Genomic DNA, 14034 nt, shown 5'->3' with positions numbered 1-14034 from the left:
CCCGAAGTCAGTCGGTCGGTGGGCTGGTGGCGTGGCGGACGGCCCGGTAGCCGAACACCATCGTGTTGGCGATGCTCGCCCCGGCGCCGAGGTAGCGCCGTCCCATCACCGTGGCCGTGATGTTGCCGGTGGCGTAGAGGCCGGGGATCGGGGCGTCGTCGGGGCCGAGCACGCGGGCGTCGGCGTCGGTGACGAGGCCGCCGCACGTGCCGATGTCGGACGGCACCACCTCGACGGCGTAGAACGGCGCCCTCGCGAGCGGTCCGAGCGACGGGTTGGGCCGGTGGCCCGGGTCGCCCATCGCGCGGTTGTACGCCGACGACCCGCGACCGTGCTCGGGATCGCGGCCGTGCTCGGCCTCGCGGTTGAACCGGGCGACCTCGGCCGCCAGCCCGGCGGGGTCGATGCCGCACTCCGCCGCCAGCGCCTCGATGGTGTCGGCCCGCTTCAGCGTGCCGCTCTCGATGAGGCCCTTCGGCAGCTTGCCGGGGCGCGACAGACCGTGGGAGTAGCGGCGCCGGTAGCCGTCGTCGAACACGAGCCAGCAGGGCACCGCCTGCGCGGTGCGGTCGCGCTCGTACATGGCCCGGCCGATCTCCATGTACGAGTTGGCCTCGTTCACGAACCGGTGGCCCTCGGCGTCGACGAAGATCGCGCCGGGTCGGAACCGGGCGTCGACCAGCGTCGACTGGCCGAACTTGCCGCCGCGCGGCGTGGGCAGCCACCAGGCCTCGTCCATGAGATCGGTCTGCGCTCCCAGGGCCATGGCGGCCTGCAGCGCGTCCCCGGTGTCGCCCGGGTTGGCGATCGACCAACGCGGCTGCTGGCGCCGGTCGGGGGCGTGCTCGCGGCGCATCTCGGCGTTGTGCGAGAACCCGCCGGCGGCCAGCAGGACGCCACGCCGGGCCCGGATCGTGATCGGTTCGCCGTCACGCGTGGCCCGCACGCCCACGACGCGCCCGTCCTCGACCACGAGGTCGGTGGCCGGGCAGTCGGTCCACACCGGCACGCCCCGGTCCTGGGCGATGGCGAGCATCTGGCCGATCAGCGCCGCGCCGTTGGTGAGCAGGTGCCGGCGCCGGGCCTTCGCGGCCCAGGTCCGGGTGATGACCCGGGTGGCGGTACCGAAGGCCCGCGGCGTCCGGTTCCAGTGCGCGAGCGTGCGGACCTCGTTGGTCTTGACCGCCAGGCCGACGCCGGCGGCGAGCCCGGGCTGGAGGCGCGGCTCGAGGGCGCCGAGCCGCCGGCCGTCCCACGGTTCGGGCTCGATGGAACGACCGGTGGCGAGCCCGCCCTTCTCGTCGGAGTAGTAGTCGCTGTAGCCGACGCACCGCTCGAAGCGGACGCCCTGCTCCTGCAGGAACGTCACCATCTCGGGTCCGGAGGTGAGGAAGGCGCTGCGGCGCTCGGGCGACGAGCAGGCCCCGACGTCGCCGACGACGGCCTCGAAGTGGGCCATGGCGTCCTCGTAGGAGTCGGCCACGCCGTCGGCGCGGAGCAGCGGGTTGTCGGGGATCCAGACCACCCCGCCCGACATGGCCGTCGAGCCGCCGATGAGGTCGCGCTTCTCCAGCACGACGGCGCTCGCGCCCGCATCGGCGGCGGCGAGCGCCGCGACCATGCCGCCGCCGCCCGAACCGACGATGACGACGTCGACTTCGTGGTCCCACTCGTGCGCCGGTGCGGCGTCGGCGGTCATGCGGCGCCCTCCAGGGCCGTGGCGATCACGCCGTCGGCCTCGAGCTGCGCCAGCTCCGCCGGCCCGAGCCCCAGCTCGCCGAGCAGCTCGGCGGTGTGCTCGCCGAGGAGCGGAGCGTGACGCCGGTGCAGCGCCTCGGGCCGTCCGCCGAGGCGGAACGGGATCGTGCTGTACCGCGCCGGTCCCATGACCGGGTGGTCGAGCTCCTCGAAGAAGCCCCGCGCCTGCAGCGGCGGCAGCTCGGGCTGGCGGTGCGGTTGCAGGACCCGCCCGACCGGCACGCCGGCGCTCCAGAGCGCCCCGATGACCTCGTCCGCAGTCCTCGACGCGCACCACTCGCGCAGCCGGTCGTCGATCAGGTCGTGCGCGGCCCGGCGGCCGGCGTGGTCGTCGAGCGAGGGGTCCGCGGCCCAGTCGGGGTCGCCGAGGGCGCCACGCAGCGCCGTCCACTGCTCGTCGGTGGCGACCGCAACGGCCACCCGGGCCGGTTCGCGGCCGTACTCGTCGGCGTCGGCGCACTCGTAGAGGTTCTGGGGGGCCGCCGCGGGACCCCGGTTGCCGTCGCGCGCCAGGCGGACGCCGCTCGTCGAGTGCTCGACCACCTGCTCCGCGGTGATGCTGAGCGCGGCGTCGACCATCGCCGCCTCGACCTGGCAGCCGGTGCCGGTCGCGTCGCGCTGGGCGAGGGCGAGGAGCAGCCCGTAGGCAGCGTGCAGCCCGGCGTTCGAGTCGCCGGTGCAGTACGGCTCGACCGGGTGCTGCTCGGGGTGCCCGGTCATCCAGGTGAGGCCCGACGCGTCCTCGATGACGAAGGCGAAGGCGGCGTTGTCGCGCCACGGCCCGTCGAGCCCGAAGCCGGGCATCCTGACCACGATCAGGTCGTCGCGCAGCTCCCGGAGCGACTCGTAGGTGAAGCCCAGCTGATCGAGCACCCGCGGCGTGAAGTTCTCGATCACCACGTCGCACGTGGCGATGAAGCGGCGGAGGAGGTCGAGCCCCTCGGGCTTGGCGAAGTCGAGCGTGAGGCTCTTCTTGTTGGTGTTGAGGGCGGCGAAGATCGGGCCCTGCTCCCAGTACCGGTCGAGGTCCTGGGACCGGCCGCCGACCAGGCGGGCGCCGTCGGGGCGGCGGGCCGACTCGAGGTGCACGACCTCGGCGCCCAGCAGGGCGAGCAGGTGGCTGGCCGACGGGCCGGCCCAGTACGCGGTCATGTCCAGCACGCGCAACCCGCGGAACGGCGACCCCCGCCCGTTCTGTTCCCGAGGACCGGGGCGAACGCCCCAGGTCCCGGGAACAGAACGTGGCGCGGGGGCAGAACGTGGCGTGGGGGCGGGACCGGCGCCGGTCGGGGTCGTGATACGGAACGGCGGTCGGGGCCGGACGGTCCCGTCCTCGGCGGTGCGGAACACCTCGCGCTCGCGGAGGTGCTCGATCGTCGGGGCGTTGGCGCCGTCGACGATCGGGGCGTTGGGGATGCGGAACGCGGAGGCCGTGTCGAGCACCTCGGCCACGGTCTGCCCGCCGACCCACTCGTCGATCTGCCCGGCGAGGGCGCCGCGCTCGGTGAACAGGGAGGCGTCCTCGGCCCACTCGGGGTGGCCGGCCATCACGCAGAAGTCGAGCCACTGCTGGCCGGTGCCGACCCCGAGCCCGACGAGCCCGTCGCTCGCGGCTGCGACGCCCGGGACGGTGAGGGCGCGGCGCTTGCGCATCGGACGGCCGAACGAGTCGTGGAAGGTGACGGGGTAGTAGGTGAGGCACATCGCCTGGACCTCGAGCATCGAGACGTCGACGAGCTCACCGCCCCCGTCGCGCAGGGCCGCCAGCAGCCCGACCGCGGCGTAGGCGCCGGCGAGCCACTCGCCGACCTGGCCACCGACGTGCACGGGTGGCAGGTCGGCGGCGCCGCGGCCCAGGCCGATGATCCCGCCGGACCAGGCCTGCAGGGTGAACTCGGTGGCGGGACGGTCGCTCCAGGGCGTGTCGAGCCCGAAGGGGGAGATGGCCACGACGGTGAGGTGCGGGTGGGCGGTCCGGATCGCGAGGGGGTCCAACGCGGCCCCGGGCGACCACACGCACGCTCCCGCCGTGGCCAGGACGTCGTCGAGCTCGTCCGCCGGGCGCTCGGCGAGCCCGTCGGTCAGGTGCCGGTGCAGCGCGCCGGCGGACTCGCCCGAGGCCGACCAGGTCCGCAGCGGGTGGCCGCCGTCGGGCTCGACCCGCGTGACGGCGGCGCCGGCGTCGGCGAGGAGCCGGCTGCAGTACGCGCCGGCGATCCAGCTCGACAGGTCGACGACCTCGAGCCCTGCGAGCGGCCGGACCGCTGCGTCGGAGCTCACTCGGGCTGCTCCCGTCCGGACTTGGAGAGCCGCCACTCGGGCGGGAAGTTCCGGTCGTTGCCCTTGACCGCGTTGTTCAGCCCCGACTCCATCGTCTCGCGGTCGAGGCCGATGACCGACCGGTCGGCGTCGGGCTTGAGCGGCCCCCGCATGGACTCGAGCCAGGCGCTGATCAGGCTGCCCATGTGCTCGCCCTGGTGCTGCTTCATGATCTCGAAGAACACCTTCTGCGCGAACACCGTGTCGGTGGGCAGGTTGTTCGCGCACGCCATCGCGTACTTGGCTGTCTCGTCCTCGAGCTGGTCGCGGGGCACGACGCTGTTGATGAAGTTGAGCTCGGCCATCTCGGCGGCGGTGAAGGGCCGGCCGGTGAAGACCATCTCCTGGAACTTCCGCAGGCCCATGAGCGTCGCCCACTGCCACATCCGCGGCGCGTAGCCGACGTACCGGAAGGCGGCGTGGCCGAACAGCGCGTCGTCGGACGACACCACCAGATCGGCGTCGGCGGCCTGGTAGAAGTGCCAGCCGTAGCAGTAGCCCTTGACCTCGAGGATGCTGATCTTCTTGAAGTCCTGCAGGGACCGGCAACCGGCCCGGGGATCGGCGTACCACTGCACGAGCGACGCGCCGTTCCGGTAGTTGCGTGGCGGCGGCATCGTGATGTCGTCGTCGTCCTCGACGCCGAACTCCTCGCGCAGCGCGGCGTCGCCCTCCCGCTTGGCCATGAGCTCGTCGAGGTCGGCGCCGGACCCGAGGTCGTCGCCCTCGCCCCGGATCACCAGGACCTTGACGTCGTCGTCGAGGCTGGCCTTGAAGATGAGGTCGCCGTAGCGGCGGCGGGCGCCGATGGTCGGGGCGTTGAGGCGGTCCGGCCGGTCGAACGTGATCGTGGCGATCCTGTTCGCCACGTCCTTCTCGTACCGGACGATCTCCTCGGGTGCGGGGATGTCGCTCACGCCTGCTCCTGTGCGCTCGTCGGGCTGGTCGATGGCGCGGGGCTGCTCAGCAGCTCGGCGCCGTGCTCGGTCACGTGCACCGGGTCGACCGCGATGGCGGCACCGGTGCCGGGCTCCCACACGAAGCTCGTCAGCGCGAACACGACGCCCACGTCGAGCGGCTCCGCAGCGGCGGTGCCCGGGAGGTCGGGGGCGACGATCGGGAGGTCGAAGCCCAGGCCGAGCCCACGGGCGATCGGCGCCGGCGGCGGGGTGACCCCGCCGGATGCGTACACGTCGAGCAGCGCGCTCGCCGGTGCGCCGGCCCGGCAGGCCGCCAGCAGCTCGCCCCGCAGCTCGGCGAGGCGGTCGAGGACCGGGCCGTGTCCGCCGCCGACCGCATGGGTCCGTGCGAGCTCGCCCACGTAGCCGCCGCGCACCACACCGCCGCCCAGCACGACCACGTCGCCGTCGGCCACGACCGCGTCCCGGTCGCCCCGCCGCCACGGGTGCTCGGGCGAGGTGATCCAGGCGACGTCCTGGTTCGACGGGGTCGTGACCCCGGCCAGGGCCATCTCCTCCATGAACGCGCCGGTGAGCCGGCGCTCGGTGGTGCCGGCGGTGAGCACCGCCTCGGCCGCCGCCAGGCACCGCTCGGCCACCGCCACCGACCGCCGGATCTCGTCCACCTCGGCCGGCGTCTTGATGCGCCGGGCGCGCCGCATGGCCGCCTCGCCGTCGACGATCTCCGCCATCGGGAACGCGGCCGGCAGCAGCTGGGCGAACATCGGCGTGAGCGAGTCCGTGGCGACGCGCGCCGCCGTCGCGGCGCCGGCGACGCCCTGCAGCACCTGCACCATGTTCATGGGGTTGAAGGTGATGCCGTAGAGGTGCTCGTGGGGGATGTCGTCGGGGATGCCCTCGTCCCACGTCGACAGCAGGTGCACGTCGCCGGTCGCCCGCACGAGCACGCAGCCCGGGGTGAAGGGGCGCGAGCCGGCGGTCCACAGGCGGGGGGCGCCGGCGACGTACCGGGCGTTGCCCTCGCGGCCCAGGATCAGGACGTCGATGCCGTCCGCCTCCATCTCGGCCAGCGCCCGCTCCCGGCGCTCGCGCCGGAGGGCGGCGGCGTCGGGCTGGACCTCGGTGGTGAGGGTGCCGGCCATCAGAACGGGTCGTAGGGGTAGTCGGTCATGGGCTCCCAGCCGTCCTCGGTGATGACGACGACCTCCTCGGCGCGGTAGCCGGCGGCGCCGTCGTCCCACACGAGCGGCTCGAGCACGAGGACCATGCCGGCCTCGAGCGCGTGGCCGGCGTCGAACTGCTCGCCGAGGTCGCTGCCCACGTACGGCATCTCGGCGGCGTCGATGCCGAGGCCGTGGCCCAGGTAGAAGTGCGGCATCCACGGCGTCCGGTCGCCGGCGACCGCCCGTGCGGCGGCGGTGAGCTCGGACTGCGCCGCGCCGGCGCAGGTGACGTCGAGGACGGCGCGGACGATGTCGGACCAGAGCTCGAACTGAGCCCGCTGGCGCGGCGTGGGGTCCGCACCGACGATCCACGTCCTCCCGAAGTCGGAGTGGAAGCCCCGGTGCGTGATGCTCGTGTCGACCCACAGCACGTCGCCGCGCTGCAGCTCCCGCTCGGTGGTGAGCAGCGGGCAGGCGAGGTCGCCGTGGGTCGTCCAGGGGCCGTCGCCCATGGTGGGCGGCATCACCTGCCAGATCGGGTCGAGGGTGTTGGCGTCGGCGCCGGCGTCGAAGACGGCCCGGAGGAAGGTGGCGGTCATCTCGACCTGGCGCATCCCGGGGGCGATCGCCGCCTGCACCTCTGCGATGGCCTGCTCGGTGATGCGGAGCGCCTCGCGCAGCCCCGCCAGCTCGTCGGGCGTCTTGACCGCCTTGGCCTTCGTGATGGCCTTGCCGCCGTCCCGCGGCGTGCCGTCGGAGAAGAGCAGCGAGCTCTCCCTGGCCATCGCGAACGTCCACTCGTCGACGCCGATGCTGGCGCCGGCGGGCACCAGCTCGGCGAGCTGGCGCTCGAAGCGCTGCACGCCCTCGTCGAGGTCGAGGTACACGGGCCCGTGGACGTGGTCGGCGGGCAGGCCGGGATCGTCGGGCAGCGGCGTGAAGAGGTGGGGCCACTCGTCGTCGGCCAGCACCACGGCGACCGGCTGCTCGAAGTTGGCCCGCCCCGGGTCGCCGAGCGGCCAGGTCGCGCCGGTCGCGTAGACCACGTTCGTGTTGCCCAGCAGGACGACGGCGTCGAGGCCCGCCTGCTGCATGTTCGCCCGCACCTTGGCGATCCGATCGGCCCGCATGCGTCCGAGGTCGGGGGAGGAGGGGAGCCGCGCCGGCGCGGCCCGCTCCATGAGGCCGGCGGGCATCAGCGGGCGTCCCGAGGGCTGCGGTCCCGGACCCCGTCGCCCGCCGCCTCGCCGAGCCCGAGGAAGGACCGCACGTTGTCGCCGAGGATCGCCTCTGCGGCCTCGGGCCCGACCTGGGCGACGACCGACGCGAGCACCTCGGGCGTGTAGCCGTAGGTGCTCTCGTTGTGCGGGAAGTCCGAGGACCACATGGCCCGGGTCACGCCGATGCGGTCGATCTGCTCGAGGCCGAGCGGGTCGACCATGAACGAGGCGGTCATGTGCGCCTCCCAGTAGTGCTGGACCGGGTGCTGCAGCTCGTGGTCGTGGAGGTGCGCGAACGACGCGGCGATGTGCTCGGCGTCCTGCAGCGCGGAGGGGACCCAGTTGATGCCGCCCTCGAACCAGCCCACCTGCAGCGCGGGGTGGCGGTCGAGGATGCCACCGAGGACGTACTTGGCGAACACCTCCCGGAACGGCGCCACCGACTGCAGCATCCCGACGCCCAGCGTGTTGTGCTGGCTCGGGATCCCCGGCGTGGTCTCACCGATGTGGTGCGAGACGGGCACGCCGGAGTCCTCGATCGCGGACCAGACGCCGTCCATGGCGTCGCTGGCGTAGTCGAGCGGCTTGCCGTCGTCGCCCTTGCCCGGGTTGAGCGGCATCAGGAACGTGCGGATGCCGAGCGAGGTGAGCTCGTCGAGCGTGCGGGCGGCGCCCTCGGCGTCCCACCAGTTGATGAGCCCGACGCCCCAGATGCGCCCGCCGGACCGCTCCTGCACGCCGGCCAGGTACTCGTTGTAGATCCGGAAGCACAGCTCCCGGACCTCCTTGTCGGGCCACATGAGCAGGGCGAGGATCGCGTTCGGGAACGCCAGCTCGGAGGTCACGCCCTCGGCGTCGAGGGCGGCGAGGCGGGCGTCGATGTCGCCCGTGTGCGAGCCCGGCACCGGGTCGTACTGGTTGAGGACCTCGATGAACGCCGGCGGCAGGAAGGTCGTCCCGTTCGAGCCGAGGACCCAGCCGCCGTCGACCTGCATCACGCGCGGCGCCTGGTCGCGGAGGCGCTCCGGGAAGCCCTCGTACCAGATGTCGTCGGCCAGGCTGATGTGGTCGTCGGCCGAGAACACCTCGAACCCGGCGGGCAGGCCGAGGTCGACGGGTGCTCCCGGGCTGCGGTCCTTGGGCGCGCCGAGGCCCCCGGTCGGATACACGAGCGTGCTGGTGTCGGCCACCTCGTCCCCCCTGTCGTGTCGATGTCCCCGCAGGAGATTTACTACGAACTCGTAGTAAAGTCAACGGGCTGGCGATTGCCCCGGACCGCCCCGATGACGAGCCGCACCGCCCACGTGAGCGCCTCGGAGGCGCCGTCGGGCCCGAGCCCCCAGTTCCCGAGCAGGCGCTCGTACGCGGCGGGCGACCACAGCACGTCGAGCACCGCGGCGGCCCGGATGCGCTCCTCGTCGGTCCACCCGTCGGCCACCTCGGCGACCGCGGCGACGAGCGCCTCGCGCTGACGGGCCCCGGCCTCGGCCAGCACCGGGTCCGCCTCGGCGGCCGGCGCGGTGCGGAACCCGCCGACCTCGGAGAAGATCCGTGCCGCGGCATCGGCCACGCCGTCGAGCGACAGCGTCGACAGGTCGATGCCGGCCCGCTGCTCCATCTCGGCCATCGCCGCCTGGCGGAGGCCGACCTCCGAGGTGAAGTGGCGGTACACGGTCCGTGCGCTCACGCCGGCCCGCTCGGCCGTGGCGGTCACGGTCAGCCCCCGCCAGTCGCGCATGCCGGACTCTCGTGCGAGCTCGCACGCCGCGTCGACGATCCGCTGGCGCGTCCCGGCCGCCTGCTCGCTGCGGAGCGTGTTGTCGTAGCGCCGACGGGCGGGCTCGGCCGGACGGGTGCTCACGCCAGCTTGGCCGACCAGCCGCCGTCGACCGGGATGATCGCCCCCGTGAGGAACGAGGCCCGGTCCGACGCGAGGAACGCGCCGACCTCGGCGACCTCGTGGGGGAGCCCGGCGCGGTTCAGCGCGGCCTTCTCCTTGATGCCCGGCAGGTCGGCGCCCATCGCGCCCATGATCTCGGTGAGGATGAAGCCGGGGCAGATCGCGTTGACGCGAACGCCCTGGTCGCCGAACTCCACCGCGCCAGAGCGCGTCGCGGCGAGGACGCCGGCCTTCGAGGCCGAGTACACCGCGGTGCCGGCCGACCCGTTGAGCCCGCCCACCGACGACCAGTTGGTCACCGTGCCGCCGCCCGAGCGCAGCAGCGCGCGGATGCCGTGCTTCATGCCCAGGACCACGCCGCGGAGGTTCACCTCCATGATGCGGTCGTAGGTCTCCATCGACAGGTCGGTGAGCAGCCCTCCGTCGGCGATGCCGGCGACGTTGAGCACCGAGTCGACGCGGCCGAACGACTCGAGCGCGGCGGCGAACAGCGCCTCGACCTCGGGCTCCTGCGTCACGTCGCAGTGCACGGGCAGCACCTCGCCGCCGTGCTCGGCGACCGCCTCCTCGGCGGTGGTGGCCTCGGCGCCGCTGATGTCGGCCGCGACGACCGTGGCCCCTTCGCGGAGGAACACCTTCACCGAGGCCTTGCCCATGCCGGACCCGGCACCGGTGATCACCGCGACCTTGCCGTCGAGCTCTCCCATCAGCCCGCCCCCAGGCGCACGGGGAGGGTCTCCCAGCCGCGGACCGTCGACGTGGGCGACAGGCGGGCGCGCTCCTCGTCGACCTCCCACTCGGGGAAGCGGGTGAGCAGCTCCTCGAGCGCGACCCGGCCCTCCATGCGGGCCAGTGCGGCCCCGAGGCAGAAGTGGATGCCGTAGCCGAACGTCAGCATCTGGCCGACGTCGCGGTGGATGTCGAACCGGTCGGCGTCGGGCCAGCGCCGCTCGTCGCGGTTGCCGGACCCGAGCAGCAGCAGGATGGCGCTGCCGGCCGGGACGGTCGTGCCCCGGATCTCGACGTCCTCGACGACGAAGCGCCCCACGTGCGGCGCCGGCCCCTCGAACCGGAGCAGCTCCTCGATGGCGTTCGGGATCAGCGAGTGGTCCTCGACGAGCTCCCGGCGCTGGTCGGGGTGGTCCGCCAGCGTCTTGCCCGTCCAGCCGATCAGTCGGTTCGTCGTCTCGTTGCCGGCGCCGGCGATCACGTTGACGTAGGTCAGGATCTCCTCCCGGCTCAGCGACCTGACCTCCCCCTTGTCGTCGGTGAACGTCGCCTGCAGCAGGTCGGTCATGAGGTCGTCGGACGGGTGCTCGGCCCGCCAGTCGACGTAGTCGGCGAACATGTCGCCGCTGACGAAGTCCTCGCGGACCTCCATCGGCTTGCCCTCCTCGGTCCGGAGGCTGGCGTCGACCTTGTCGCGGATGAACTCCTGGTCGCTCTCGGGGATGCCGAGCAGCATGCTGATCGTCTTCATCGGCACCTGCGCACCGAGGTGGGCGATGAAGTCGAAGTCCTCCTCCCCGACGAACGGATCGAGGCACTGGACGCAGTACTCGCGCACCTTGGGCTCGAGCTCGGCCACCCGCTTGGGCGTGAACACCCGCGACAGGAGCCGGCGGTGGACCGTGTGCGACGGCGGGTCCTCGAAGATGAGGATGCCCGGGGGCATCTCGATGCCCGCCTTGATGAGCTCGAGGATGCCGCCGCGACCGGAGATGAACGTGCCGTGGTCGCGGATCGCCCGGTCGATGTCCTCGAACCGGCTGAGCGCCCAGAAGTCGTGGACGTCGTTGTAGTAGACGGGCGCCTCCTCGCGGAGGGCCCGGAACGCGGGGTACGGATCCGCGTTGATGGCGACGTCGTACGGGTCGTAGTACGCCGCCGCGGCGTTCGTCGTGGTCATCGGCAGGAGCCCCCCTCGTGCGTCTCCGCGAATTGGTGTCACGGTGGTGACATCAATTGCTGGGAGCTTGGCAGCCGCGTCCCGGGCCGTCAACGGTCGCCCCGTCCCGTCCCCCGGTACGCGGGACGGTCGGGTCCCGACGGGCGACCGGCGTCGCGTGGTTGGATGTGTCGTCGCCGCCGGCGGACCTGCCGTCGCGCCGAGGGGGTCGTCGTGAACGTGGTGATCGGGGGCATGTCGGGCATCGGTGCGGCCGTCGCGCTGCTGCTCCCGGGCCGGACGATCGTCGCCGACCGCACGGGCGGCGACGTGCGCTGCGACCTCACCGACCCGTCCTCGGTGCAGGCCCTGGTCGACGCCGTCGACGACCTGGACGCCCTGGTCGTCACCGCAGGGGTGTCGCCGAGCATGGGCACCGCCGAGCTGGTCCTCGACGTCGACCTCGTCGGCATGGCCCGCGTGGTCGAGGCGTTCGACCCGCTCGTCCGGGAGGGCACCGTCGCCGTCTGCGTCGCCTCGATGGCGGGCCACCTGATGGCGCTGCCGCCCGAGGTGCTCGAGGTCGTCGACCGTCCGCTCGACCGGGACGCCGTCCTGGGGCTCACCGACGACCCGTCGATGGCCTACGTCTACGCCAAGCAGGGCGTCATCCGCCTGGTGCGCCGCACCGCTCCGGCCTGGGGACGGCGCGGCGCGCGCATCGTGTCGGTGTCGCCCGGCGTCGTCGACACGCCGATGGGCGAGGCGGAGATCGCGTCCGGCAACGGCACCGACCAGATGGCCGCCGCGAGCAGCCTCGGCCGCGCCGGTCGACCCGAGGAGCTCGCGTCGGTGATCGCGTTCCTCTGCTCCGACGCGGCGTCGTACGTCACGGGCACCGACGTGCTCGTCGACGGCGGGACGGTGGCGGCGGTGCTGCCGTGAGCTCGTCCCCGAGGAGGACCGCAGCATGAAGGTCGGGATCGTCGGCACCGGGTCGATGGGCGCGGTGTACGCCGCGCTGCTGGCCAAGGCCGGCCACGAGGTCTGGGCCATCGACCGCTGGGCCGCCCACCTCGACGCCATCGAGTCCGACGGGCTCCAGGTGTCGGGGGCGAGCGGCGACTACGTGGTCGACGGCATCCAGGTGGGGGCCCGGGCCGGCGACGCCGGACCGTGCGACCTCTGGGTGATCGCCACGAAGGCGGCCGACGTCGACGACGTGATGGCCGACGTCGCCCCGCTCGTGCGGCCCGACGACGTCGTCATGCCCTTCCAGAACGGGCTCGGCGCGGGGGAGCGCGTGGTGCGCCACGTCGACCGGCGCCACGTCGTGATCGGCATCGCCGAGGGTTTCGGCTCGTCCATCCCCGCCCCGGGATCGGTGCACCACAACGGCATGCGGCTCATCCGCATCGGCGAGATGGCGGGCGGCCTCACGGACCGGGTGCAGCGCATCGAGCGGGAGTGGCGCGACGCCGGCTTCAACGTGAGGGCCTTCACCGACATCGAGCAGATGATCTGGGAGAAGTTCATCTGCAACGTCACGCTGAGCGCGCCGACCGCGGCGTTCGACGTGAATGTCGGGCAGCTGCAGGCCGCCCCCGAGCTCTGGGCCGTCGCCATCGGCTGCATGCTCGAGGCCCACCGCATCGGGGTCGAGCTCGGCGTGACGTTCTCGTTCGAGGACCCGGTGGCCTACGTCGCCGAGTTCGCCTCCACGATCCCGGACGCCAGCCCGTCGATGCGGCTGGACCACCTCGCACGGCGACCGTCCGAGGTCGACGTGATCAACGGCCAGGTCGTCGAGCTCGGCCGCCGGCTGGGTCACGACACGCCGTACAACGAGTCGCTCTGCGCGGTGCTCCGGGCGCGCGAATCGCGCTTCGCCGATCCGGACGGGGCCTGACCCGGCTGCGACCGCCCGACCGGTCCGCCGTCGGGCTCGTCGGCCCCCCGGTCAGCGCTCGACGAGGCCGTCCGCGTCGACGTGGGGGAACGCGTCGCTCTCGATGAAGCGCTGGCCCGGCTCGAGGCCGAACTGGTCGTAGTGCGGGTGCGTGAGGCCGATGTAGATCGTGTCGCTGCGGATGTAGCGGAAGGCGACGGCCTCGCGGCGCCCCGGCCCCTTGTTGCGGGCCGATCCGTGCAGCGTCAGCTCCCAGTGGGCACGGGCGTCGCCGGCCTTCATGGGCGTGCCGCCGACCACCTCGCTGTCGCGGAGGTGGGGGTAGGCGTCGCGGATGTCGCGCTGCTCGATGAGCCCGAGCGGGCCCTCCTTGTGCGAGCCCTTGAGGTAGCGCAGCGATCCCATCTCGGCCGTCAGGTCGACGAGCGCGATCCAGAGGGTCACGCAGCCCTTCCGATCGAACGGCCAGTACGAGTAGTCCTGGTGGTAGGGGATCGGGCTGGCGCCCTCGGGCTTGAAGAAGCTGATGTCCTGGCAGAAGAGCGCGTCGGTCTGCTCGATCAGCGCCACCACTGCGCTGGACAGGCGGCGCGAGGTCGCGACGCTGCGGACGAAGGGGTCGCGCCACGCGACGCCCTCGTGGCTGAGCAGGGCGTGCGGGTCGGCGGCCGGCTTGGTGGGACCGCTGATCGTCGTGCGGGGCTCGGCGGCGAGGAGCGCGTCCCGCAGCTGGGTCGCGGTCTCGGTGTCGAGCAGCCCCGGGAGCGGGGCCCAGCTGTCCTGCTGCAGGCTGCGGACCTGCTCGTCGGTGACCGGGTACGGCGTGTCCAGGCTGCGATCGCCCGCCTCGATCCGAGGTTCGGTCATGCTCACGGCGAAACCCCCTGTGACACGCCGGTCCGGCCCGTGCGCGGGCCACCCCGGAAATTAGACCGACCGGTCGAATTCGTCCACGGG

At 73.1% G+C, this 14034-nt stretch carries 12 protein-coding genes; 2 read left to right on the top strand and 10 right to left on the bottom strand.

The features are described 5' to 3' along the window. Positions 1-7 precede the first annotated feature (7 nt). The 9 genes from LH044_RS04055 to LH044_RS04015 are packed head-to-tail and all read right to left on the bottom strand — an operon-like array spanning position 8 to position 11189. Positions 8-1699, bottom strand: coding sequence for an FAD-dependent oxidoreductase (locus tag LH044_RS04055; RefSeq protein WP_227758521.1), 1692 nt, complete (start codon positions 1697-1699; stop codon positions 8-10). Further along, on the bottom strand, positions 1696-4038 hold the full coding sequence (locus LH044_RS04050; RefSeq protein WP_227758520.1) for a CaiB/BaiF CoA-transferase family protein: 2343 nt from the start codon (positions 4036-4038) through the stop codon (positions 1696-1698). The genes LH044_RS04055 and LH044_RS04050 overlap by 4 nt, the downstream gene beginning before the upstream one ends. Next, complete coding sequence (locus tag LH044_RS04045) at positions 4035-4994, bottom strand: enoyl-CoA hydratase/isomerase family protein (protein ID WP_227758519.1); 960 nt, start codon at positions 4992-4994, stop codon at positions 4035-4037. The genes LH044_RS04050 and LH044_RS04045 overlap by 4 nt, the downstream gene beginning before the upstream one ends. Further along, positions 4991-6139, bottom strand: a complete 1149-nt coding sequence (locus LH044_RS04040) for a M24 family metallopeptidase (protein WP_227758518.1) — start codon at positions 6137-6139, stop codon at positions 4991-4993. Before LH044_RS04040 ends, LH044_RS04045 begins: the two co-directional genes overlap by 4 nt. Continuing rightward, entirely contained in the window at positions 6139-7356 is a 1218-nt protein-coding gene (locus LH044_RS04035) for a M24 family metallopeptidase (protein WP_227758517.1), read from the bottom strand. The genes LH044_RS04040 and LH044_RS04035 overlap by 1 nt, the downstream gene beginning before the upstream one ends. Further along, the gene (locus LH044_RS04030; protein ID WP_227758516.1) at positions 7356-8570 is read right to left on the bottom strand and encodes an amidohydrolase family protein; all 1215 of its coding nucleotides are present in this window, start codon (positions 8568-8570) and stop codon (positions 7356-7358) included. The genes LH044_RS04035 and LH044_RS04030 overlap by 1 nt, the downstream gene beginning before the upstream one ends. Before the next feature lie 41 nt (positions 8571-8611). Then, entirely contained in the window at positions 8612-9241 is a 630-nt protein-coding gene (locus tag LH044_RS04025) for a TetR/AcrR family transcriptional regulator (RefSeq protein ID WP_227758515.1), read from the bottom strand. Further along, positions 9238-9987, bottom strand: coding sequence for an SDR family NAD(P)-dependent oxidoreductase (locus tag LH044_RS04020; protein ID WP_227758514.1), 750 nt, complete (start codon positions 9985-9987; stop codon positions 9238-9240). The genes LH044_RS04025 and LH044_RS04020 overlap by 4 nt, the downstream gene beginning before the upstream one ends. Continuing rightward, positions 9987-11189: a cytochrome P450 gene (locus LH044_RS04015; RefSeq protein WP_227758513.1), complete on the bottom strand. Its 1203-nt coding sequence runs from the start codon at positions 11187-11189 to the stop codon at positions 9987-9989. Before LH044_RS04015 ends, LH044_RS04020 begins: the two co-directional genes overlap by 1 nt. Positions 11190-11402: 213 nt before the next feature. Here LH044_RS04015 and LH044_RS04010 point away from each other — a divergent pair, with 213 nt between their 5' ends. Together LH044_RS04010 and LH044_RS04005 are read left to right on the top strand one after the other, a co-directional pair. Beyond that, positions 11403-12113: an SDR family oxidoreductase gene (locus tag LH044_RS04010; protein WP_227758512.1), complete on the top strand. Its 711-nt coding sequence runs from the start codon at positions 11403-11405 to the stop codon at positions 12111-12113. 25 nt (positions 12114-12138) lie between these two features. Then, positions 12139-13077 carry a ketopantoate reductase family protein gene (locus tag LH044_RS04005; protein ID WP_227758511.1) on the top strand — a complete coding sequence of 313 codons (939 nt, stop codon included), beginning with the start codon at positions 12139-12141 and terminating at the stop codon, positions 13075-13077. Between the two features lie 51 nt (positions 13078-13128). On the opposite strand, the gene LH044_RS04000 is transcribed toward LH044_RS04005, so the two are convergent. Further along, on the bottom strand, positions 13129-13944 hold the full coding sequence (locus LH044_RS04000) for a phytanoyl-CoA dioxygenase family protein (protein WP_227760063.1): 816 nt from the start codon (positions 13942-13944) through the stop codon (positions 13129-13131). Positions 13945-14034 lie beyond the last annotated feature (90 nt).

The organism is Dermatobacter hominis, from assembly GCF_020715685.1.
In the GTDB taxonomy this organism is placed as follows: domain Bacteria; phylum Actinomycetota; class Acidimicrobiia; order Acidimicrobiales; family Microtrichaceae; genus Dermatobacter; species Dermatobacter hominis.
The sequence above is the reverse complement of the archived record's forward strand: the minus strand, read 5'-3'. Positions and strand labels throughout refer to the sequence as shown.

Excerpts from the sequence above, each read along its gene's own strand:
- LH044_RS04055 (WP_227758521.1), bottom strand. The coding sequence starts at position 1,699 with ATGACCGCCGACGCCGCACCGGCGCACGAGTGGGACCACGAAGTCGAC.
- LH044_RS04040 (WP_227758518.1), bottom strand. The coding sequence starts at position 6,139 with ATGGCCGGCACCCTCACCACCGAGGTCCAGCCCGACGCCGCCGCCCTC.
- LH044_RS04035 (WP_227758517.1), bottom strand. The coding sequence starts at position 7,356 with ATGCCCGCCGGCCTCATGGAGCGGGCCGCGCCGGCGCGGCTCCCCTCC.
- LH044_RS04020 (WP_227758514.1), bottom strand. The coding sequence starts at position 9,987 with ATGGGAGAGCTCGACGGCAAGGTCGCGGTGATCACCGGTGCCGGGTCC.
- LH044_RS04015 (WP_227758513.1), bottom strand. The coding sequence starts at position 11,189 with ATGACCACGACGAACGCCGCGGCGGCGTACTACGACCCGTACGACGTC.
- LH044_RS04005 (WP_227758511.1), top strand. The coding sequence starts at position 12,139 with ATGAAGGTCGGGATCGTCGGCACCGGGTCGATGGGCGCGGTGTACGCC.
- LH044_RS04000 (WP_227760063.1), bottom strand. The coding sequence starts at position 13,944 with ATGACCGAACCTCGGATCGAGGCGGGCGATCGCAGCCTGGACACGCCG.